Raw genomic sequence first — 23,582 nt, forward strand, 5'->3', positions numbered from 1 at the left:
CGTTTTTCTTTTATTAGATTTCATGTTTAGAATGATAAGTTAAAGCCTAATGTATAAACTACAGGCATTGGATAACCTCCACCATCTACACCAAACGCTGTTGCACTACCACCAACTTCAGGAGTATATCCGGTATTGCGGCTCCATGTTTTAGGATTCTGCACATTACCATAGATACGTAAAGATTGCAGTTTGATGCGGTTCAACAAACGGGGATTAAAGGTATATCCCAGCTCGATGTTACGGATACGGAAGAAACTTCCGTCTTCTACATAGTAAGAAGAAGCTTCCAGATTTACAGAACGGGATGGATCAAGAATCGGATCCCAGTTGGATGTTCCTTCACCATGCCAACGGTTCAAATGCCCTGTGCGATAGTTGAATTGTGCATAAGCACTACTATCCCAGTTACGATAAACCTCATTTCCATAAACTCCCATCATATCTACACTCAAATCAAAATTCTTGTAACCCAGATTTACGCTAAAACCATAAGTAAAATCCGGAGTAGGATTACCAATCATAGTACGGTCTTTCTCTGAGATAATACCGTCACCATTTACATCAGCAAACTTCAAATCGCCCGGCTTCACAGAAGCTACCTGATTAGGTGCTGAAGTTTCGATGTCGGTCTCATTCTGATAAACACCTGCCACTTTGTAGCCATAGAAGTAGCCGATAGGATATCCTTCAGATACACGGGAAACGCCATTGATTATTGAATAATCCTTGCTTATCAATGATACAACTTCATTATCAATAGTCGTTAGATTGGCTGAAACACCATAACGCCAGTTTTCACCGATTTTATCGCTATAGGATGCTGCCAACTCAAAACCACGGTTACGAATTTCTCCTGTATTCTGCAATGCAGGAACCGTACCTGAAAGACCGGGAACGCTCGTCAGCAAGTCTTTGGTTGTCTTATTGTAATAAACAGGAGAAATCTGCATGCGACCATCCAACAGATGCATATCAAAACCAACTTCCCATGAATAGTTACGCTCCCAACCCAATGTCTGTGAAATCAGTTTATCCGGTCCCTTACCTGCAATAACATTATCACCAAAGACTGCAGAACCCGAACTTGTAATATTAGGATAGGCCGGATAGCGGGAACCTCCTGTATTCTGGCTTCCCAAAACACCCCATGAGCCTTTCAGCTTCAGATAATCAATTACATTCTGTTTCTTCATGAATGCTTCTTCACTCATAACCCAACCGGCACCGAATGAATAGAAATTATCCCATGTATTTCCTGTTCTCTTAAATACGGAAGAACCGTCACGACGATAAGAAGCATTCAGCAAATAACGATTTTTATAGTTATACAATGCACGGAACAGATAGGACATTGTAAAACGTTTGTATTGGGATCCGCCATTAGTAGCTGATGTAGCATCATCAATCATAGTAATCCACCACTTATCTATATCTTCGCCAATGGGAACACCATAGCCCGGCAATTGACTGCGGCCACCCGATAAATCAGAATATTCATTATAATTCGTAGTAAGACCGGCAGTCAGAGTTAAACCATGATCACCAAACTGATTAATATAAGTCAATACATAATCGGACTGTGCAGCCATTGATGTAGACTTCGACTGACTGATACTTTCTTTATCCGTTAATCTTTCTTTACCACCTTCTACATCCGGGTTATACACATAAATAAGCGGAGAATAAGAACGTGACTGACTGGAGGCATAATCCAGGGAGAAAGTAGCCTTAAAGGTTAGATTCTTCATCAAATCAAGTTCTCCGTAGATATTTCCTGCCATACGATAGTTTGCAGATTTATTATGAGCACCTCTCAACACAGGTTCAATCATAGGATTCCAGACCTGAGCACGCTGAAAATCAGGAAGAGTATGTAAAAGACCGCTTTCTGCATCATAAACAGGAGCAATCGGAGCTGCTTTCAAAGCAGAGCCTACACCTTTTGCATCAGGATATAATGCACGTACACCGTTCACCTGGAAACCAAAACGTAAGAAGTCGGTTACTTTATGTTCACTATGCAAATTCACAGTAAACTTATTCAGCTTTTCACTCTTGATGGAACCCTCTTCCATTACATATCCCAAGCCCAGATAAAACTTACTTCTATCTCCCGAAGCTGTAATGCTAACCGTATTGTTAGTTAGGAAACCTGTTTGGAACATCTCATCCTGCCAGTCAGTATCTGCATTCCATACGGTATAATCGTACGGATCGCCACCCTGATTCATGCGTTGCTCATTATAAAGCATTTTGAACTGCTCTGCATTAGTCAGGCTAACGCGGTCTGTAACCTTTTTCCAACCCACCGAACCATTAATACTGACCTGAGTCTTACCTTCTTTTGCCTTCTTAGTAGTAATGATAATAACACCATTAGCACCACGCACACCAAAAATAGCCAAGGAAGAAGGGTCTTTCAGGATTTCCATAGATTCAATATCTGCTGTATTCAGATAGTTGATGTTATCCGTAAACAGTCCGTCCACTACATATAACGGAGTATAACCATTGATAGAGTTTGTACCGCGAACACGAATTTCCGGATCCTGCCCGGCACGTCCTGTATTGATAACCTGCACACCGGCAACCTTACCTTGAATAGAAGCCAAAGGATTGGTAGATGGTTTTGAAGCAATCTCGGCAGCTTTCACTGTTACAATAGAACCGGTCAAATCACGCTTTTTGGCGCTACCATAACCTACTACTACAACTTCTTCAATGAGCTGACTATCCTCTTCCATCATAAGATTCACTGTAGAACGTCCATTAAGCGCCACTTCCTGTTCCTTCATACCAATATAGCTGAATATCAAAGTGGCATTCGCCGGTACGCCAGAAATCTGGTATTTTCCGTCGATATCCGTAATAGTTCCCATATTCTCCTGTCCTTTTACCCGAACAGAAGCACCTATAACAGTTTCGCCTGTCTTATCTGTAACGACACCCGAAACTGTAATCTTGTTCTGCGCCATCGAAACGACAGCAAACAGCAACATCACACATGTAATTAATAGATTTCTTTTCATTTTGTATTGATTTAAAATTACTCTGCAAACGTATAGCAATAATTGATTTAAGTCAAAAAACAGGCTACCACAAGAGTACCATGCCTAAACATGGCACTACTTTATAACTACTACATACTCGCAGAACTAATTAGTTATCAGATATTTATTTTCAATAAAGTTTCTGTATTCGTTCTTTATCTATCTACTACCAAACAGGTACTTATTGAAGCGAAAATAAGGCCTTATTCACATCACGGCTATCACCACCTATCATTACTTCAAAGTCGCCCGGTTCGCACACAAAATCCAGATTGTAATTGTAGAACTTCAACATATCAGCTGTTAGCTTGAAAGACACTTGTTTAGATTCACCGGCTTTCAGGAAGATTTTTTCAAAGCCTTTCAGTTCTTTCACCGGACGTGTTACACTGCCTATAAGATCGCGGATATATAGCTGCACCACTTCCGAACCGTCATACTTACCTGTATTGGTCACCGTTACAGTTGCCGTAATCTCTCCATTGATATTCATGGACGATTTATCCAATGTAATATCACTATAAGAGAAAGTAGTATAGCTCAAGCCATATCCAAACGGATAAAGCGGTTCGTTATCTACATCCAGATAATTGCTACGGAACTTCTGGAACCAGGCCCCTTGAGGCAAAGGACGACCGGTATTCTTATGGTTATAGAACAAAGGAATCTGTCCTACACTCTTCGGGAAAGTAGCAGTAAGTTTACCACTCGGATTTACATTTCCAAACAGTACATCACCAATGGCAAGAGCAGCTTCACTACCACCAAACCACACATTCAGAATAGCAGGTACATTTTCCTGCTCCCAATTCAATACTAACGGACGACCGGTAAACAACACCAATACCACCGGCTTGCCGATTTTCAACAATTCCTGCAAAAGTGCACGTTGCGTATCCGGCATTTCGAGGTCTGTACGGCAACTACTTTCACCGCTCATCTCGGAAGACTCACCCAAAGCAGCAACAATCACGTCAGACTTGGCAGCTACAGCAAGTGCCTCATCCAGCAGTTCCTTATCTGTACGGTTGTCACGATGCAGGGTACGGCCAAACATAGTAGCACGTTCTTCGTATTCGGCATCACTCATCAGATTACTTCCTTTAGCCGTAAGGATTTTAGCCTTGCCTCCCACTACTTCTTTCAGACCTTCAATCAAAGAAGGATATTTGTTCATCACAGCAGCCACACTCCACGTGCCCGGCATATTGCTACGGCTATCAGCCAAAGGACCTACTACGGCAATAGTACCTTTCTTTACCAGAGGAAGTACACCATTCTCATTCTTCAAGAGAACAAAGCTTTCCGAAGCTGTCTTACGGGCTATGGCACGGTGTTCTTTCGTAAAGATTTGTTTTTTAGGACGGGTTATATCACAATATTTATAGGGGTTATCAAAAAGACCCAGCTTATACTTAGCTTCCAGAATACGGCGGCAGGCAGCATCAACAGCCTTTACTGAAACTTTTCCTTCTTCCAGAGATTTCTTAAGTGTGCTTGTAAAAGCATCGCTCACCATATCCATATCGACACCTGCATTCAGAGCCAGGGCTGCAACTGTTTGTGTATCCCCCATACCATGATCGGTCATTTCAGTGATACCGGTATAGTCCGTCACAACAAACCCATCAAAGTTCCACTGCTTACGAAGTACATCGGTCATCAGCCACTTATTTCCGGTAGCCGGTACACCATCCACTTCATTGAATGAAGCCATCACACTACCCACACCTTCTTCCACGGCAGCCTGATAAGGTAACATATATTCGTTGAACATACGTTGATGGCTCATATCCACTGTATTATAGTCGCGTCCGGCTTCTGATGCCCCATATAACGCAAAGTGCTTCACGCAAGCCATAATCTCATCATTACTACTCATATCTTTCCCTTGATAACCACGTACCATAGCACGCGCAATCTCCGCTCCCAAGAAGGGATCTTCACCATTCCCTTCGGACACACGTCCCCAACGGGGATCACGGGAAACATCCACCATCGGACTGAATGTCCAGCAAATACCATCAGCACTGGCTTCGATAGCAGCAATACGTGCAGATTCTTCAATAGCTTTCATATTCCAGGTACAGGATAATCCCAGAGGAATAGGGAATACCGTTTCGTATCCATGAATTACATCCATACCAAATAAAAGAGGAATCCCCAGACGACTTTCTTCTACTGCCTGCTTCTGAACGTCACGAATACGTTCCACGCCTTTCAAGTTAAAGAGTCCGCCCACTTCACCGGCACGGATACGCTTAGCCACATTACTACTCTTGGCTTGTCCGGTGGTTATTTCACCTGTAACAGGTAAGTTCAACTGGCCGATTTTCTCTTCCAGAGTCATCTTCTTCATCAGATCATCAATAAAACGATCCATATCGACAGGAGATTTTTGTGCTTGCACATTGGCAGATACCAGCACCAATAAAATTAAAAACGATTGTACCTTAAGGATTAATTGTCTCATGCTTTTCATTCTTTATTATTTTTGGAGAAAAATGATTTCGATGCAAATAAAGAGAAAGCACCTTAAACCGCCACAATACAGAGCTACAACAAAAGTACCTTTGGTGCAAAACACAAAAAAAGGAGGTACTATTTTAGTACTTCCTTTCACATTATTACGTTAAGAATCAGTTATTTAAAATTAATCATAAAATCCGTCAGACTATCTTCTTGAGATAGATTAAATTTCTTACGCAAGCGATACCTTGCTGCATCTACGCCTCTCACCGATATATTCAGCAGCTTGGCAATCTCTTTTGTCGGCATATTCAGGCGGAGTAAAGCACAGAAACGTAAATCACCTGCCGTCAGATCCGGATATTGTTGTTTCAGGTTTCGGAAGAAGTTCTCATGTATCCGGTCAAAATTAGCTTGGAACATATTCCAGTTTTCCTCATCTGAAACGATACTTTGATTAATCAATACTAAGAGCTTATCCAAATTCTTCCGCGTATACTGCCCTGATAACTTCTGCTGTTGTATTTCTTCTTTCAACGAATTCAAAAACTCCTGATGGGCAATATTGGTCATCACAACTCCGGACAGCTCTTTACTCTTAAAGCGTAAATCAGCTTCCAGTTGCTCTTTCTCCAATTCGATAATCTTCTTTTCCTGTATTTCTATCTCAGCTTGATGGGCAATGCGTTGCTGTTCAATCACCCGGTCTTTCTTCTTCTTCACAGACTGATAAACGATGTATTGCAACAACAATAACAACAACAGACCCATCAGAACATAACCGGTGATAGCCCAATATGATAAATACCAAGGTCTCAGGACTTCAAAAGGTAGCGTTACCGATGCTAATACTTCATTCTCATTATAAATCTCAGCCTTGAAAACATACGCTCCAAATGGCAAACGGGTATATTTCTTCTGCAGGCTGCGGTCACCTTCCACCCACTGATCGGATAGTCCTTCCAATTTATACCTTACTTTGTAAGTATAGTCATTATAAACCGGATAACATAAAGAGAAACATACAGTATTCAAATCTGCATCAATCTTATTCTCTTCTTGCACCGACAATCGTTTTATCTTTCCCGTCCACTCCGACTCAGTCGTTATAGCCGAAATCCACAAAGAGCGCCTAATAGAGGACTTGTACAAAAGAGAACTATCTGAATCAATCCGGGCAACAGCATTATTCAAACAGAGATAAGAACTGCCACTCGCCTTGTCATAAACCATCGCCGCTCTCTCCTCTATAGACAAACCATCAAACAAAGAAAACGGAATTCTATGTTCAATCCGGAAAACATTCATTTCACATTTCACCAAATATGCCATCTTACTGCTGACAAACCAGTACAGATTGCCTTTTGCATGACTCACACTATGTATTCCTTTCAAATCCGCCAATTGCTCATTCATCGATTCATAAGGAATAATAGAATCATTCATATCTTCGTAAGTGTAAAACGTTTCCCCATTTGAAAAAACAACCCGTCCGTTGATCTTAAACAAAGAGAAGTCACCATCTTTCACATCACCCAGTTCCATATAGGTTCTGACATCTTCTACCCGTTTCAAATCCGGATTAATCCGGAAACGGAATAATCCTTTCCGCAAATGCTTCACCCAGATATTCCCCTGGGGATCCATCTCGATCTCCCGCACCATGTGGGTGAACCCGCCTAACGACCGCAGAAACCTCCAGATGCCCGAAGACTCCTCATTGTATAAATTCAGAAACGTATAGGTACCTTGCAATAAAAACGAACGTCCTTCCAGATTTATTTCTTTCATGCACATCGCTCCTCTCACATCCGAAATCAGCGATGCCTGCGAGCCCGATATCAGAAAAGTTCCTTTATTATGTCCGCATAAAACCTGCTTTCCCCATTCACCAACAAACCATGCCTGCTCTTCCAGTCCCGGAACCAGTTCGGGAACTCTGTTCTTAACCCTGTAAAGTCCTTGATTGGAAGCGATATAAGCCTCATCTTCTTTCACCAGCACATCATAGACCATTCCTATTTTCCGATAAGGAGGCTCATAATAATACACCAGGGAGTTATTTTGTATATAGGCTATACCTTCATCCAAAGCTGCCCAGACATTGTTATCGGCATCACAATACAGCCCTAATACGGTATTATTCTGTAAGCGACTGTCCGTATTCTCCTTCCAAAGTAAACGTCCTTCTTTATCTATTGCATAAATCCCATTAGAAAGCGTACCGATAATATAGCAACTGTCTTTTGTCATTACAGCCCGGTTCACAGAGTACTTTTCAAGTTCAGCATCACATTCTGTATGCCACTTCAGTATCTTTCCACTCTGGTAAACAAAACCGCCACTCTTTTGTGTCAGGAATAAAACGCCATCATTATACGGAAGTCCTGCCACCACATCACTGTTGCCCAATGATTTTCGTTCAATCAAATTTTCCAGTCTATTCTTTGCAAGAATAAAAAGCCCTCCGTTTATCTGTTGAGAATAAACCGTATCACCTACCCGAAATAAATTCAAAGGAAGAGTTTTTGTACGAATCCCCTTCACGGTATGCCCGTCATAAAAGAACAGAGAACCGAAAGATTGAAATACAATCTCCCCATGTGCCGACGTAATCGTCCAGATTTCATCATTATGAAACCGGAAATCTTTCGCTTCATCTTTTAAAGAGTGGTACACAAGGCTATCCAATGAATTACGTTCGAAATATCCGAACTCTTCGAAAGAGCCCACAAATATCTTGCCGTCTTTACCGATATATACAGATCGTACTATGTTCCTGGAAGGTAATTCATGAAGTTCCCAGCTATTTCCATCAAACTCCAGCAGACCTTTGTTATTGCCAATATACATAACTCCCCTATCATCTTGAGCGATAGACCAGTTCTGAATACCTGCATTATAATCTGATACGGAATAGCTCCTCACGATGGGAGAGAAAGGAATAGAGGAACCACGTGATAAGCTACTAAAAAGAGAAAATATACAAAATAGCAACAGAGATATTCTCATATATATTGATTTACAAGTAACCTGCCAGCAAAGGTAATTGTTTTCCACCAAAAAACCGGATAACTTTATGGATTATCTTTTCCGGGAAGGTGAAGATAGGCCGTAAAATTATCCGGTTACTTATTTTAAGAAGCTACAAGCTATAGCCTACACTACATAGTCAAAAATCATCAGACTGTTTTTTCGGTATGAATTAAAATTCACCAAGCTTGTTTCTTTCCCCTTCTCTTTTATGACCGTAGTTTCCGGTACGCTCAACATTTTCTTATACTCCTCCGAGTTACCCAACACCTTCGTTGCTTCGTTCAGGTCATTGTCATCCTTCAGTTGCTGGATGATGCCACCACGCTGGAAATAATATCGTTTGATGATATCTTGTGCTATCATGTTCTTGATATCTTTTGCAAAGTAATCCAGGTCACGGTCCAGATTATGGCTAAGTTTCTGTTCAAGTGCCTTAAATTCTTCGGAAGCATCCTTCATATAGCCTTCAAATTCTGCCATTTCTTTCAGATTCTTCAGAATCTTCTCACTCTGCTGGTCATATTTAAAGTCCGCTTTCTTCACCATTTCCTTAAACTCTGCATAATCAGCATCCGTCACTTCGAAATTCTCGGGAGAAGCGATTGTAGGATGCTTCAGGCAGTATTGCGTAGCATAATTAAAGATCAGATTATCATTCACCAGATAGAACAAAATATTAGGCAATTTTTCCTGTTCCACTGCAACGTCCGGTGTCACACCACCGCCATCACGCACTTCACGTCCGATAGCCGTATGGAATACGGTAGTCAAACTATCAGGAATACGTCCTACACTGCCATCCGGATTACGATGCTTGTAATCAATCGCCTGTACGCAACGGCCGCTGGGAATATAATACTTGGAAGTAGTCACCTTCATCGTACCGCCATAAGGCAGAGTACGCGGAACCTGCACCAAACCTTTTCCAAACGTGCGATTACCTACAATTACTGCACGGTCATAATCCTGCAATGCACCCGCCAGAATTTCCGAAGCGGAAGCCGTACCGCTATTTACCAATACAGCAATAGGAATGTCCGTATCCAACGGTTCGCGCAAGGTCTTATACGTATTGCTGGCTTGTTTTATCTTACCTTTCGTGGTGACAATCGTCTTGCCACGGGGCAAAAAGTAATTGGCTATCTCTACAGCTTCTTCCAACAAACCACCCCCATTGTTACGCAAATCAATTACCAATGAAGTGATACCTTGTTTCTTTAAATCAAGGAAAGCTTTCTTAAACTCTTTGGAAGGATTTCCGGAGAAAGTACTCAGGTTGATATAACCGATATTGTTGTCCAGTTTGCTGTAATAAGGAATAAACGGCAACTGGATGTTCTTACGGACAATTGTAAAATCCAATGGCTTTGCCTCACCGGGACGCTCAACCTTCAGTTGGAAACTTGTCCCCACCTGCCCACGAAGCATTTTGCTCACATCCGTATTTCCGGTCAAATCCTTTCCATCTATTTCAAGCAAGATATCACCAGCTTTCAATCCCACTTCCGCAGCAGGCATATTTTCGTAAGGTTCTACAATCACCGTACGCTTCAGTTTCGGCTCATATCGAATGATAGAACCTATACCTCCATAAGAAGCCTTAAGCATTTGTTCCAGTTCACTACGATCCTCCTCCGGATAAAATTCCGTATAGGGGTCCAGCGAATACAGCATCGCATCGATACCCTCACGTATCGTCTTATTCGGATCCAACGTATCTACATAGAACATATCCAGTTCCTTCACGATGGAATTGAATATATCCAAGTTCTTTGCAATCTGGAAAGTGCGGCTATCACCACTCTTGAAACTAAAAAAGACAACTGCACCTACTACTAACAGTAAGGTAGTTATCCAGCGTACTTTCAGTATTTTCTTCATATCCTGTTTATTATAGTTCACTGATTCTCGTTTTGATATCTTCCCACCATTCGGCAGGCATTTCTGCACCAATCACCCGGATGATGCTTCCTGAAAGGATAGAACCTATCTTACCACATTTCTCCAGCGAATATCCGCAAGTCAGTCCATATAAGAAACCGGCAGCGAAATAATCACCTGCACCGGTCGTATCTATTACCCTGTCCACAGTGACAGCATGCACATGCACTTCTTCCGTACCTTTACGGATGAGTGATCCTCTGGCACCCAACTTCACAATAGCGATGCTGCACATTTTGGCAATCACATCCAGTGCCTCTTCAGGCTCCTTACCCGTAAATGCCTTGGCCTCCTCCTCATTGGCAAACACAATATCCACATACTTGTTTATCAATAAAGAGAAGAAATCATGGTCTTGCTCTACAATATTATAGCTTGCCATATCCAGGCAGATTTGCAATCCAGCTTCTTTTGCCAGTTCAATGGCGCGAAGTATCATATCGTGATCCTGTACCAGATAACCTTCAATGAACAAATAAGTATAGCCCTTAAACATCTCCCGTGAAAGATCTTCTGCCTTTAATGTAGCAGCAGCACCCAAGTAAGTACCGAAAGTACGTTCCCCGTCAGGTGATATAAAAGTGGAAGCTACCCCCGAAGGTAGCTCGGAAGATACCAATAAATTTGCTTCCGTTCCCCGTTCCAACAAACTTTGCCGATAAAACTTTCCATATGCATCATTGCCAACCTTGCCAATGAATCCTGTTCCTGCTCCGAGGCATGCCATACCACGAATTGCATTTCCTGCAGAGCCCCCGGTGGCCAGTTCTGTTTCCATTTCACTGAAACACTCATTGATTATCAGCAGTTTCGTTTCATCAATCAGAGTCATGCTCCCCTTGGGCAATTCCATTTCGTTTAGAATTTGGTCGTCGTTGAGAGTAGCAAGAACATCAACAAGGGCGTTGCCCATTCCAATTATTTTGTCCATTTCGATATTTTTTTTGCAAAGATATTGCATATTTCAAAATATCCTATTACTTTTGCACCGCATTTGAGAAAAAACAACATTCTTCCTTAGCTCAGTCGGTTAGAGCATCTGACTGTTAATCAGAGGGTCCTTGGTTCAAGTCCAAGAGGAAGAGCGAAAGAGAAACTTGAATGCATATTCTTCCTTAGCTCAGTCGGTTAGAGCATCTGACTGTTAATCAGAGGGTCCTTGGTTCAAGTCCAAGAGGAAGAGCGAAAGAGAAACTTGAATGCATATTCTTCCTTAGCTCAGTCGGTTAGAGCATCTGACTGTTAATCAGAGGGTCCTTGGTTCAAGTCCAAGAGGAAGAGCAAAAAGGTTCGTCATTACGGCGAACCTTTTTTGTTTCCTGTCCTGCAAACAACTGCATCAATGATACAGAATCTGCTGAATACAGAGCTTTATTTTTTATATTAACATTATTTATACTATCCTTCGGCTACCGCCAATGTCAGCACACTAATGCGTACTCCTTCTACTTCATGAAAAACATCGGCACAAGCCGTAGTAGTAGAGCCGGTAGTCAACACATCATCAATGATCAGCACATGCTTTCCCACAAAATTCTCCGGATGACGAAGCCGAAAGATGCCATCCACATTCTCCCAACGTTCATAAGTCGATTTACGGGTTTGCGTATCCGTATGCTTCTCACGTATCACCGAAGATACATCCACAGATAATCCTATTACCTGAGACACACCACGGGCAATCCATTCACTTTGATTGTACCCGCGCGCCCTCCTTTTACGGGGATGCAGAGGCACAGGGATAATGACATCTATACCTTCAAAGAAATCTGTTGTAGCCAACTCTGCAGCCATAAAACGCCCCATTATTGCACCCAGTTCTTTTCGTCCCCCATACTTGAACTGATGCAGTACCTTGCGAAAGTCACTCCCTTTGCGATAGAAAAAATAAGAAGTGGCACGTTCCAAAGGAATCTTTCCCCAGAACATACGCTCCACAAGGTTGTCTTTTACCTTATGGTAATTGGTACGGGGCATGTTAATGTTACAATGTGTGCAAATAGCCTCTTCACCTTCTACAAGCGGAGCTCCACAAACCACACAACAACGTGGGAAAAAGAGATGAAACAGAGGGCCTAACCAGATTTTCACAGTATTTTTCATTAAGTAGTTTATTTATGTTACATCCCCAATGGAGGGACTTCTTGTATCAGTTGTTGCAACGTAGAATGCAGATGTCCGTTCGTAGCAATAATATGATGCCCTTCTATAAAACTTTCATTGCCATAGAAGTCGGTCACCCGGCCACCTGCCTCCAATACAAGCAATGCAGCCGCCGAATAATCCCATTTGCCAATGAACGCCTCCGCCCAGGCATCAAAACGTCCGGCAGCAACATAACATATCGCTAAGGCAGCAGAACCGGTCATACGAATGCCACCTACTTTACCATACAGGTTATGTATCAGATGTTCTCCCGTACGGGCATATTGGCATGAGTTATAAGGCAGTTCGACTACCAGAAAGGCATCTTCCATCTGTTGTACATTGGAAACCTGTATCCGCTGGCCATCTACGTAAGCACCACCGTCTTTCCAACCATAGAAACACTCATCCCGGCAAGGATCATACACCACACCCAACAAGAGTTCCTCCCTGGAGCGAAGGGCTATACATACACAGTAAGGTGCATTATCATGGATATAATTCGTAGTTCCGTCCAGCGGGTCTACAACCCAGCAATAGGGTTCATCCTGATACACAGCCGAACCTTCTTCCGTAATAAAACCGGCTTCAGGCAACAATGCGGAGAGTTCAGCAACAATCTGCTTCTCCGATTCTTTATCTACGTAGGACACGTAGTCATGCGCATGTTTCTTTTCCACGCTCTCGCTACGGAATGTTTTTCTTTCTTCTTTCAAAAAACTTCCTGCATCCATAGCAATGCGGCAAACTTCCGCAGTAAGTAATGCTAAATCCATATTCGTACTTTTTTCTTCGTTATTCTATTATTTCCCGGGCAATCCAAGCACAAGCCTCGGCATCAGCCAATGCATGGTGATGCTGTTCCAACTCGTATCCAACATAGGCCGCTACCGTATGCAACTGATAATTGGGCAAACCTTTGATTCGCCTTCGTGCCGTACTCAAGGTACAATGAAATTCATAATCGGGATAATCCAAACAGTAAGTCTTGAAAACCGCTTTCAAACAACTTTCATCAAAACCTTTGTTATGCGCCACAAGCGGAAGCCCCTCTATAAGCGGTGCAATCTCTTGCCATACTACCGGAAATACCGGTGCTTCCGCTGTATCTGCCAATGTCAGCCCATGTACCCGGGTATTCCAATAGGAGTAATACTCCGGTTCAGGACGAATAAGACTATAGTAATTATCTACAATCTCCCCATCCCGTACAATCACTACCCCGACACTGCACACACTGGTGCGTTGTTCATTGGCAGTTTCAAAGTCTATGGCAGCAAAGTTATCCATAACAGCTCAAACAATCACTTAGCCTCATCCGCCTGCTGATAGATCAGGTTTCCTCGTTGGCTGATTGTCCATTTTCCATTCTCCTGGCGGACATTCTTTGTATCATCGTCTTCTACATTCCAGGCATAGTCTCCGCCCGGCAGCGAACGACGATCCAATATTTCATTGGATTGGTCACCGGAGAAGAATAATTCTACTTGCAATGAGTCGGGAGCAAAAACAATATACGCTGTATTTTCCTTATCTGCCACACTTTCCATGCGGACACCTTTTTCCCAAAGACGGATACAGTCTTTCTGCACCTCACTCCATATATATCCGGCGGAAGCAATACAGCCATGTTCATCTTTATCGCTACCTACTGCAGGAGATTCATTTTTCTTGTTTTGAGAGTTACCACAACCCGCCAATGCCATGCCCACACCTATAAGGAGCATGAAATAGATTTTTCCAGTTTTCATAAAATTTCCAGTTAAAGTTTTACGGGTCAAAAATACAAATAAATATGATGCAAGGGATAAGATAAACCAAAATCTATTTCTGAAAGAATAGCTCAATAAGAACAAATTAATAACATCAAAAAGCTAAAAAGACAGACCTGATTCTGGTCAGAAACACTTCTGCTCCTTACCAACTCCGCGTTTTCTCCACTTCTATACGGAGATTGGAAGAGTGGAGCAGGTGTGGAGTTGGTGTGGAGCAGGTATGGACTTGGTATCGAACAACGATAACATCACTATCTCCGGAAGTCTGAATAACTTTTAATATCAGTCAGAGTAATATGCCGAATTTTATATACTTAAATACAAACAAACTATTGGATATTTCATTCTTTTTCTATAATATTGCAGTTACATAATAACATCCATCATATTATCATCAAATAAATAGTCAGTGCATATTCTGACTCGCAAATTTACCAACACACAAGCACTATATTTATTAGGCAAAAGATTAATGTTAACCCAATAATACGAAAAAACATGAGAGCTCTCTTATTCTTGGCAGGCAGTATTCTTACTCTGTCTCTCCATGCACAGACATTAAGCACTACTTCCAATATGCCCAGAAGTGGTGACCAACTCATAAAACATGTAGTTACTACTTGTGAACCCGGAGATATGGGTTCCGAACAAATTTGGGATTTCAGCAACCTGAAACTCAAGAATGCGAGCTATCAGCTGAAGTACACAATGCAAGGTTCTGACAGTCTTGTTGCCATTGAACATCGTACGATGTATTATCATTCTATATCCGGAGACAGCCTTTTTTGCCTGGGATATGAAAATCCTACAACTCTTATCACTTATCAGAAGCCTGAACTACTTCTAACCTTCCCTATTTTACAAAACCAGAAAATCAGTGATTACTTCGATGGAGAGGGGCGCTATTGCGAACATATGTATATCCGGCAACGTGGTAAAAGTATCATCACAGCCGATGCCTCCGGTGATTTAATATTACCTGAGGGAGATACCTTACATAAAGTCCTTCGCATCCACACTCATAAACAGATTCATCAGAGTATAATTCTGAAAGATAATGTATCAGCCTTATTAAAAGTGGATACTCTCCCATATACCCTAAATTGCGATAGCATAGAATATCTACTAACCAACGACTCTATTCATCAGGAAATAGAGATATGGCGTTGGTATGCCTACGGCTACCGCTATCCAGTAGTAGAAACTATCAAAAGTACGGTTTATCAATACGGCAAACCATACGAGCATTTCTCCACTTCTTTTATCTATTTACCCGAAGAACAATATTACGATTTACCTTATGACACCAACAATCAAAAAAAACGCGATATGGCAACAGAAGAACAACTCGAACGCAAATGGAAAAATATGGATAAATCTCCGGAAAAAGGGACAAATGACGACACTATCAACTACAATTATAAAATAAACACATAGCGAAAAAGTAAATTTGGGTAAAACGTAGCGAATTAGCTGATACAGCGTTCGTTACGCTTTGTTTTTCTATGGGACAGAGCCAACGAAATACCACCTCGAAGCCAAACAGCGCAGAAGTTCAGTTACCACCTCATTACCCCCGTAACGGGTGTGAATTTCTTGCTAAATGGTTCTGTTTCTGCGATTTGCGTAATTTTGCATAGCAGTCGGTAACTCACTAATAACTAATTTTGTAACCAAAAAAAGGAGTGAGTTATGCGTAGTACATTCAAGGTATTATTTTACGTGAAGAAAGGCAGCGAGAAGCCGAACGGCAACCTGCCTTTAATGTGCCGTATCACGGTGGACGGCGAGATTAAACAGTTCAGTTGCAAGATGGACGTTCCCCCACGGCTGTGGGACGTGAAGAACAACCGTGCTTCGGGCAAGAGCGTCGAAGCGCAGAGAATCAACCTTGCGGTAGATAAAATCCGTGTGGAAGTAAACCGCCGCTATCAAGAGTTAATGCAGACGGACGGTTATGTTACCGCCGCCAAACTCAAAGACGCCTATCTCGGTATCGGCGTCAAGCAGGAAACTTTGCTGAAGCTGTTCGAGCAGCACAACGCCGAGTTCGAGAAGAAAGTCGGGCACAGCAGGGCGCAGGGTACATTTACCCGTTATCGGACGGTCTGCAACCATATTCGGGAGTTCCTGCCCCATACCTACAAGCGTGAGGATATTCCATTAAAGGAACTCAACCTCACGTTCATCAACGACTTCGAGTATTTTCTGCGCACGGAGAAGAAATGCCGCACCAATACCGTGTGGGGCTACATGATTGTGTTGAAACACATCGTTTCCATAGCGAGGAACGACGGGCGTTTGCCCTTTAATCCCTTTGCGGGATATATCAACTCTCCCGAAAGCGTGGACAGGGGCTACCTCACCCAAACGGAGATACAGACGCTCATGAACGCACCGATGAAGAACGCCACCCACGAGCTTGTACGGGACTTGTTCGTCTTTTCTGTTTTCACGGGTTTGGCGTATTCGGACGTGAAGAACCTCACCGCCGACCGCCTGCAAACATTCTTCGACGGCAACCTGTGGATAATCACCCGAAGAAAGAAGACCAACACCGAATCGAACATCCGCCTTTTGGACGTTCCCAAGCGTATCATCGAGAAGTACAAGGGGCTGGCAAGGGACGGTCATGTTTTCCCCGTTCCGAACAACGGCAGTTGTAACAAGATACTCAAAGATATAGGCAGACAATGCGGCTTCAAGGTACGCTTGACCTACCATGTCGCACGCCACACGAACGCCACGACCGTACTTCTGTCGCACGGCGTACCCATCGAAACGGTGAGCCGCCTTTTGGGGCACACGAACATAAAGACCACCCAAATTTACGCCAAAATCACCGCCCAGAAGATAAGCCAAGACATGGAAACCTTGTCGCACAAGTTGGAAGATATGGAGAAGAATATCTGCCGAGCCATCTAATTAAGAACAGAATACCGATGAAAGAAGAAAGGAACATTATCACGATGGACGGGCAGGGCAATATCTCCCTGCCGAGCGATATAGGCGCAACCGCCATGACCGAGCGGGAAATCTGCGAACTGTTCGGGGTTATCGCCCCGACGGTTAGGGCAGGGATAAAGGCACTCTGCAAAAGCGGAGTTTTATCTATATATGACATAAAGCACATTATCCGCCTATCGGACAAATACAGCGCGGAGGTTTACAACCTCGAAACGATAGCCGCCCTCGCTTTCCGTGTCGAATCGTTCGGGGCGGCGAAAGTCCGCAGGGCATTATTAGAGAGGATTATACACGGGCGAAAAGAGAAAACGACGGTATTCGTGTCGGTTGTTTCGGACGGCAAGCCCAACAGCCGTTGGAAAGCATGATGATATACCAACATACCAACATGCAAACGTACCAGCATACCAGCATGCAAACATGCAAACCTATCACTATGGTGATATATATTGCAGGGTCTATTTCTCTTTTCAGAGGAAAGCGGAGCAATCGTTTTCGTTTACAAAGGCAAAGCAAGCACGGGGCTTTACGTCGGCTAAAAGGTCAGGCGGCTGCGCCGTTTCCCAATAAATCTTCCTCTCGCTTCGCTGCGAGCGTATTTATCGGGAAAACCTTGTATCCGACCGCCCCGTGCAAAAGAGCCTTTGAAAACGGAAACGACCGCCCCGCCACCCACCGACCGAAAGGAAAAAAATAAGGTGGGGTTACGGGCAAGCAGGCGGCAGGGACAGCCATAGCCGAAAGGCAGACGGGCAGGCAGACGGCACGCCGCAGGGTATTTACGGAGAAAATACCGTAGCTTATTAGGGAATTTTCCGAGCCGCAATACTACGTATCGCTGAAAATTCCCCAATAAGGCAAGGGGTAAGCCCCTCTGCACACCCCATCGGGGACGGCATTTGCCGCCCCGAAGATACGAAAAATCATTGTTTCACAAGTCAAGGAAGAAAGGAAAAATATATGGGTTTCGTAGTTTTACACATGGAAAAGGCGCACGGCAGCGACAGCGGAACGACCGCACATATCGAGCGTTTCATCATACCGAAGAACGCCGACCCCACACGCACGCACCTAAACCGCAGGCTTATCGAATACCCCGACGGGATAAAAGACCGTTCGGCGGCTATACAGCAGAGATTAGAAGAAGCGGGGCTGACACGCAAAATCGGAAGCAACCAAGTACGGGCAATCCGCATCAACGTATCGGGAACGCACGAGGACATGAAGCGGATAGAGGAAGAGGGGCGTTTGGACGAGTGGTGCGCCGACAATCTGAAATACTTCGCCGACACGTTCGGAAAGGAGAACATCGTGGCGGCTCACCTGCACAGGGACGAGGAAACGCCGCACATACACGTTACACTCGTCCCCATCGTCAAGGGAGAGCGCAAGCGCAGGAAAAGGGAGGAACAGACGAAGAAGCGATACCGCAAGAAGCCGACCGACACCGTGAGGCTGTGCGCAGACGATATTATGACACGGCTGAAATTGAAGTCCTACCAAGATACCTATGCCGTGGCGATGGCGAAATACGGGCTGCAAAGGGGCATAGACGGCTCGAAAGCTCGCCACAAGTCCACGCAGCAGTATTATCGGGATATACAGAAACTCTCCGACGACCTCAAAGCGGAAGTGGTGGATTTGCAGCAGCAGAAAGAAACGGCACAGGAGGAACTAAGACGGGCGAAAAAAGAAATACAGACCGAGAAGCTGAAAGGGGCGGCAACCACCGCAGCCGCCAACATCGCCGAGAGCGTCGGTTCTCTTTTCGGCAGTAACAAGGTCAAGACGCTGGAAAGGGAGAACACCGCCCTGCATAAGGAGGTAGCCGACCACGAGGAAACCATCGAAGCCCTGCAAGATAGGATACAGACCATGCAGGCAGACCACAGCAGGGAGATACGGGAAATGCAGCAAAAGCACGGCAGGGAGATAGCCGACAAGGACACAAGGCACAAGCAGGAAATATCGTTTCTGAAAACGGTAATCGCAAGGGCGGCAGCATGGTTTCCCTATTTCCGTGAAATGCTCCGTATCGAAAACCTCTGCCGCCTTGTCGGGTTCGATGAAAGGCAGACCGCAACGCTCGTCAAGGGAAAGCCGTTGGAGTATGCAGGGGAACTCTACTCGGAGGAACACGGACGGAAATTCACGACCGAAAGGGCAGGTTTCCAAGTGCTGAAAGACCCCACGGACGGGACTAAATTGGTTCTTGCCATCGACCGAAAGCCCATTGCCGAGTGGTTCAAGGAACAGTTCGAGAAGTTAAGGCAGAACATACGCCGACCTATACAACCGCAAAGGAAAGGCAAGGGATTCAAGCTATAAATGTTAAATCCTGCCCGATTTGCCGAAAAAAGTGCGGTACGCTGTTCGTGGTGTACTGCACTTTTTTTATATTTGTTCGCAAGGTGATATACTTGAAGAAAATAACAGCCGATTTCGCTGTTAGCACAATGTTATGCGGCAGCTTAAAAGACGACACCAAACCAGAAAAATCATCTTGACAACCACCCGACTTTGAACTACGAAGGATGAAATTTTTCAGGGACAACTTCCAGCATTTCCAAAAAACAGTTTACCCATTGACTTGGAGACAAACAAACAATTTGAGCATTAAGGTTTAAACCGAATTTTTCCGAAATTGACCTGACCTGACTTTTCCTGAAAATCGACTTTAAAGCTGTTTTTACAGATAAATCAGGTTTCTCTAACAGACAGGAAATAAATGCTAAGTATTTGGCTTTAAACTTAAAATCAAAAAATAACTGTTTTCTTTTAATGTTTAACAGGGCTGATTTGACAGTTGGCGGTGGAAAGAAACTTTCAGGACCTACCTCATAGACAAGTTTCAAATCAAAAAAAGTATGATAGAAAACGGTATATGGATTGTAAAGCTTCCTCGAAAATAACTTTTGTGTAGGTTCTAACTGAAGGACAATGGAACCTCCCAGAAAATTTCCAAGACTCTCAAACATCAGGATTTTGAAAATATCGGAAGTAATGCCATAAGGAATATTTGACACCACTTTGAAAGGAAATTTCGGAACTGCAAAATTCCTAAAATCACAACCGACAACTTGAACATTTCGGGCATCAGAAAATAATTTTCGTAAATGTTCAACCAAAGCTGTGTCGTTTTCAATAGCAACAACATTGTTGGCGATTTTTAATAAATGAACAGTAAGAAACCCCTTGCCTGCCCCAATATCTAAAACCGTATCCTGATTACTTATATTTGCTTGTCTTATTGCATCTTTTATTAGCACTTTATCAATAGTAAAGTGCTGACCCGTAAAACGAACGGGCAATTTCTTTTTTGTCATTAGTAACTTCTTACAGGTGAATACTTGACTGCAAATTTAGTAACTTTGCAGCAGAAATTAACGAGAAAGAAGAGAAAATGAAAACCGACCGCATAACATCACCTATACGCAAGCAGGGGTTTCGTGCTTCGTAGGACAGTTAAGTGGTAAATTTAAAGTTCAGTTCTTCGTAGGAAGTTCAGTGGTTAAAATCCCTGCCTGCGTATAGCTGAGAACCGTTATCAACCTCGAAAAGCAAAAATACAATGAATAGAATATTAACACTATACCTCTTTTTGCTATTGTGTGGCACGGCTTCCGCACAACAAATAGTAAAATGGGACGATTTACAGACTATAACGGATAACGCACGGCGCACGGTCTATTATGAAAAAGGCAGTAAACAGCCGTTGCAGGGAGAATATCGCATTATACGAGGGCTTGACGAGGAGCGTGTTAAACTTTCCGACGGCATAATAAACGGTGATTATCTCCGCTATCGTGATGGGGTACTGCGTGAATCGGGCATATATGCCAAAGGAAAGCGCAACGGCATATTCACGGAGTATTACCAAGATGGCGTTACTCCCCGAAAAGAAACACCCATGCAGCAAGGCAAGATAGACGGAACTGTAAAGACCTATTTTCGTAACGGCAAAATAGAAATCGAAAAGGAGTATAGGCAGAGTGTGGAGAGCGGACGGGAACGCCGCTTTGACAGCAAGACGGGTGAGCAGATTTTTGAATCTCATTATATAGACGGCAAAAAAGAGGGTGAGGAATGGGAAATATTCGAGGATGGGCGCACGCTTCGCAGCAGGACTACACGACACTACCGTAACGGAAAACTTGACGGCTTTTATCGTGTGGAATCGACACGGGACGGAAAACCCTATATAACCATCGAGGGGCAATACACCGACGGCGAGAAATCGGGACGTTGGAAACAGTACAACGCCACCGATGACACAACCCATGAATGGGATGAATGATTTTCTTTTTTCGCAAGTTGATTTTATAAAATTGCCACCGAAAGTTCGTACTTTCGGAAAAAGATGTTATATTTGCAAATGAAAGAGTTATTTGACAGCATAGCAACGCAAAACGCTGAAATTCGCACAGTTGCTAAATCGTTACTTCTATTTCTCAAATAATTCGCTAAAAGTTTATTTCTCAATCGGTTAAGTCAAACCGAGAAAAATCTAAAATAGAAAATAACAGTGACTTATACATTAACTACGAACTGAAACAATCCGGCAACGTCACAGTTTCTCTCTTCAACCTGCAAGGACAACAACTGGCGACAATACAACATACAAGCCTTTCGGCCGGACTCTACAATGAAACTATTTCAATGGACAGCTATCCAACAGGAGAATACCTGCTTAGGATAACAACCGGGGAAAAAGTTTATGCTAAAAAGCTATTTAAGAAATAAGTCAAACGAATTATTTATCATCATTATGAAAAACATCTTATTTGCTATATTAGTGTCGGCATCAATCCTGTCGGTTTATGCTCAAAATCAAGATAGCATACCAACTCCAAACAGTCCTTCCCTGAACAGTCTGGACAATTCCCCTTATATTGTACCCCGTACCATTTCGGACGAAACTGTACTCCCGTCTCCCGAAGCAGCCCAGATGAACCGTTATGTAGACTACCCGGTGTCACGTAATACCGGAACTGCCGACGTACATATCCCTTTATATAATTTATCTCTAAAAGACATACCTTTCTCTATATCCATGTCATATCATACTTCCGGATGTAAAGTAGACGATATCCCCGGAGTGCTTGGACTGGGATGGACCCTAAATGCAGGCGGATGCATCTCCAGAGTAATTCACGGACAACCGGACGAGTCGCTTCCATATCAGTTGAAGACCCGCCAGCAAATAGAAAGTAGTGCTGATTTAGATTATTTAAAGGACATCGTTCACTTGCAGAAAGAAGCCAGTCCTGACCGGTATTATTATAATTTCGAGGGTTATTCAGGAAGTTTTATATGCAATCCCAACGGAACAATCACACAATTACCACCCACTAACTTAAAAATACAAAGCATAAATAAGACCTCTAATGGCATTTATGATTTTCTGATAACAACTCCTTCAGGCTGTGCCTACTATTTCACAGAGCGTGAGCAGATGAGTTATGAATATTTTCCAACCATTCTGGACAATCTCTACCGTAGTCCTAATTATAGTACAGTATCATGCTGGCATCTCTCAAAAATAGTATCTCCATATCGCACAGATAGTATTTCACTAACCTACACTGCCATTCCTTCGTGGCGACGTGAAGAGTCAGCCAATAGCCTCTCTTCCTCTTTTGTAACCACCACCAACGGAGCAACCGGAACTAACAGCCAACAGTCAAATGCAATTTCGGCCATACACCGCACTACGTTTTCTAATCAACGGGTATTATCCCAGATAAAAAGCAGGACTACCACTATAAACTTTACCTCTTCTACCATTTCCGGTACCCGCAAATACGGAACTCCCAATATACGTATGGCGAAGATTGACATAAAAAACACGCTTGGCAATACTGTACGTAGCATCACATTCGATAATGACAAATTATTCGGAGACAAACGCTTACGTTTAGAGAGTGTCAGCGTTACATCTGGCACCAAACTACTTGACAAGCGCACCTTTACCTATTACAATGAATATGGCAGCTACAGCGATGACAAAAAAGACTTCTTCGGATACAGCAACTCCGGAATTACCACAACTTTAAAGCACAACAGTATCCTTGACTATTCCGGAAAACTTTCCGGCAACCGGAGCTATCACTTTGCAAGTGCCCGTGCCTTTGCCTTAGAGAGTATCCAGTAACCAACAGGTGCCATCACTACATATACATATGAGGCTAATCGC

General features: G+C 43.2%; 18 protein-coding genes and 3 tRNA genes. 10 read left to right on the plus strand and 11 right to left on the minus strand.

Annotation, left to right across the window (positions count from 1 at the left end; all coding sequences use genetic code 11):
• Positions 1 to 26: 26 nt before the first annotated feature.
• The 5 genes from DW036_RS21700 to DW036_RS21720 form a co-directional block, all read right to left on the minus strand.
• Entirely contained in the window at positions 27 to 3,032 is a 3,006-nt protein-coding gene (locus DW036_RS21700) for a TonB-dependent receptor (protein ID WP_118466164.1), read from the minus strand.
• Between the two features lie 202 nt (positions 3,033 to 3,234).
• Positions 3,235 to 5,526, minus strand: a complete 2,292-nt coding sequence (gene bglX, locus DW036_RS21705; protein WP_118466165.1) for a beta-glucosidase BglX — start codon at positions 5,524 to 5,526, stop codon at positions 3,235 to 3,237.
• 170 nt (positions 5,527 to 5,696) lie between these two features.
• Positions 5,697 to 8,534, minus strand: coding sequence for a triple tyrosine motif-containing protein (locus DW036_RS21710; protein ID WP_187374658.1), 2,838 nt, complete (start codon positions 8,532 to 8,534; stop codon positions 5,697 to 5,699).
• Between the two features lie 147 nt (positions 8,535 to 8,681).
• Entirely contained in the window at positions 8,682 to 10,439 is a 1,758-nt protein-coding gene (locus tag DW036_RS21715) for a S41 family peptidase (protein WP_118466251.1), read from the minus strand.
• Between the two features lie 10 nt (positions 10,440 to 10,449).
• Entirely contained in the window at positions 10,450 to 11,430 is a 981-nt protein-coding gene (locus DW036_RS21720) for an adenosine kinase (protein WP_021967584.1), read from the minus strand.
• An 80-nt stretch (positions 11,431 to 11,510) separates the two neighbouring features.
• On the opposite strand from DW036_RS21720, the gene DW036_RS21725 reads away from it, so the two are divergent.
• The 3 genes from DW036_RS21725 to DW036_RS21735 all read left to right on the plus strand — a co-directional run bounded on the left by DW036_RS21725 (position 11,511) and on the right by DW036_RS21735 (position 11,780).
• Positions 11,511 to 11,584: transfer RNA gene (locus tag DW036_RS21725), tRNA-Asn, on the plus strand.
• A gap of 24 nt (positions 11,585 to 11,608) precedes the next feature.
• A tRNA-Asn gene (locus DW036_RS21730) sits at positions 11,609 to 11,682 on the plus strand.
• Between the two features lie 24 nt (positions 11,683 to 11,706).
• Positions 11,707 to 11,780: transfer RNA gene (locus tag DW036_RS21735), tRNA-Asn, on the plus strand.
• Positions 11,781 to 11,897: 117 nt separating this feature from the next.
• Here DW036_RS21735 and DW036_RS21740 read toward each other — a convergent pair.
• Genes DW036_RS21740 through DW036_RS21755 form a run of 4 tightly spaced genes read right to left on the minus strand, consistent with a single transcriptional unit; the run spans position 11,898 to position 14,395 of the window.
• Entirely contained in the window at positions 11,898 to 12,602 is a 705-nt protein-coding gene (locus DW036_RS21740) for a ComF family protein (protein WP_118466166.1), read from the minus strand.
• Between the two features lie 17 nt (positions 12,603 to 12,619).
• Positions 12,620 to 13,420 (minus strand): inositol monophosphatase family protein, encoded by an 801-nt coding sequence (locus DW036_RS21745; protein ID WP_118466167.1) that lies wholly within the window; start codon positions 13,418 to 13,420, stop codon positions 12,620 to 12,622.
• A 19-nt stretch (positions 13,421 to 13,439) separates the two neighbouring features.
• Positions 13,440 to 13,934 (minus strand): 3'-5' exonuclease, encoded by a 495-nt coding sequence (locus tag DW036_RS21750; protein ID WP_118466168.1) that lies wholly within the window; start codon positions 13,932 to 13,934, stop codon positions 13,440 to 13,442.
• Between the two features lie 14 nt (positions 13,935 to 13,948).
• Positions 13,949 to 14,395, minus strand: a complete 447-nt coding sequence (locus DW036_RS21755) for a hypothetical protein (protein ID WP_118466169.1) — start codon at positions 14,393 to 14,395, stop codon at positions 13,949 to 13,951.
• Between the two features lie 522 nt (positions 14,396 to 14,917).
• Between DW036_RS21755 and DW036_RS21760 the strand changes: the two genes are divergently transcribed.
• The 3 genes from DW036_RS21760 (at position 14,918) to DW036_RS21770 (ending at position 17,754) form a co-directional block, all read left to right on the plus strand.
• Entirely contained in the window at positions 14,918 to 15,856 is a 939-nt protein-coding gene (locus DW036_RS21760) for a T9SS C-terminal target domain-containing protein (RefSeq protein ID WP_187374659.1), read from the plus strand.
• 255 nt (positions 15,857 to 16,111) lie between these two features.
• A complete protein-coding gene (locus DW036_RS21765) occupies positions 16,112 to 17,344 on the plus strand; it encodes a site-specific integrase (RefSeq protein WP_004293706.1) in 1,233 nt (410 codons plus the stop codon).
• Positions 17,345 to 17,361: 17 nt separating this feature from the next.
• Entirely contained in the window at positions 17,362 to 17,754 is a 393-nt protein-coding gene (locus DW036_RS21770; protein ID WP_004293707.1) for a hypothetical protein, read from the plus strand.
• 167 nt (positions 17,755 to 17,921) lie between these two features.
• Here DW036_RS21770 and DW036_RS25640 read toward each other — a convergent pair whose 3' ends face one another.
• Positions 17,922 to 18,239 carry a hypothetical protein gene (locus tag DW036_RS25640; protein WP_155272781.1) on the minus strand — a complete coding sequence of 106 codons (318 nt, stop codon included), beginning with the start codon at positions 18,237 to 18,239 and terminating at the stop codon, positions 17,922 to 17,924.
• A 107-nt stretch (positions 18,240 to 18,346) separates the two neighbouring features.
• Here DW036_RS25640 and mobV point away from each other — a divergent pair, with 107 nt between their 5' ends.
• Complete coding sequence (gene mobV, locus DW036_RS21780; protein ID WP_008999098.1) at positions 18,347 to 19,714, plus strand: MobV family relaxase; 1,368 nt, start codon at positions 18,347 to 18,349, stop codon at positions 19,712 to 19,714.
• Positions 19,715 to 19,911: 197 nt separating this feature from the next.
• Here the strand turns inward: mobV and erm(F) are convergent, their stop codons facing one another.
• Positions 19,912 to 20,712, minus strand: coding sequence for a 23S rRNA (adenine(2058)-N(6))-methyltransferase Erm(F) (gene erm(F), locus DW036_RS21785; RefSeq protein ID WP_004295323.1), 801 nt, complete (start codon positions 20,710 to 20,712; stop codon positions 19,912 to 19,914).
• A gap of 245 nt (positions 20,713 to 20,957) precedes the next feature.
• Here erm(F) and DW036_RS21790 point away from each other — a divergent pair, with 245 nt between their 5' ends.
• The 3 genes from DW036_RS21790 (at position 20,958) to DW036_RS21800 (ending at position 23,540) form a co-directional block, all read left to right on the plus strand.
• Positions 20,958 to 21,683: a toxin-antitoxin system YwqK family antitoxin gene (locus tag DW036_RS21790; RefSeq protein WP_004293712.1), complete on the plus strand. Its 726-nt coding sequence runs from the start codon at positions 20,958 to 20,960 to the stop codon at positions 21,681 to 21,683.
• Positions 21,684 to 21,898: 215 nt separating this feature from the next.
• Positions 21,899 to 22,129, plus strand: coding sequence for a T9SS type A sorting domain-containing protein (locus tag DW036_RS21795; protein ID WP_255421324.1), 231 nt, complete (start codon positions 21,899 to 21,901; stop codon positions 22,127 to 22,129).
• Positions 22,130 to 22,154: 25 nt separating this feature from the next.
• Positions 22,155 to 23,540 (plus strand): hypothetical protein, encoded by a 1,386-nt coding sequence (locus tag DW036_RS21800; RefSeq protein WP_147401529.1) that lies wholly within the window; start codon positions 22,155 to 22,157, stop codon positions 23,538 to 23,540.
• The last annotated feature ends 42 nt before the right edge of the window (positions 23,541 to 23,582 follow it).

The organism is Bacteroides sp. AF39-11AC (genome assembly GCF_003474285.1).
Taxonomy (GTDB): Bacteria; Bacteroidota; Bacteroidia; order Bacteroidales; family Bacteroidaceae; genus Bacteroides.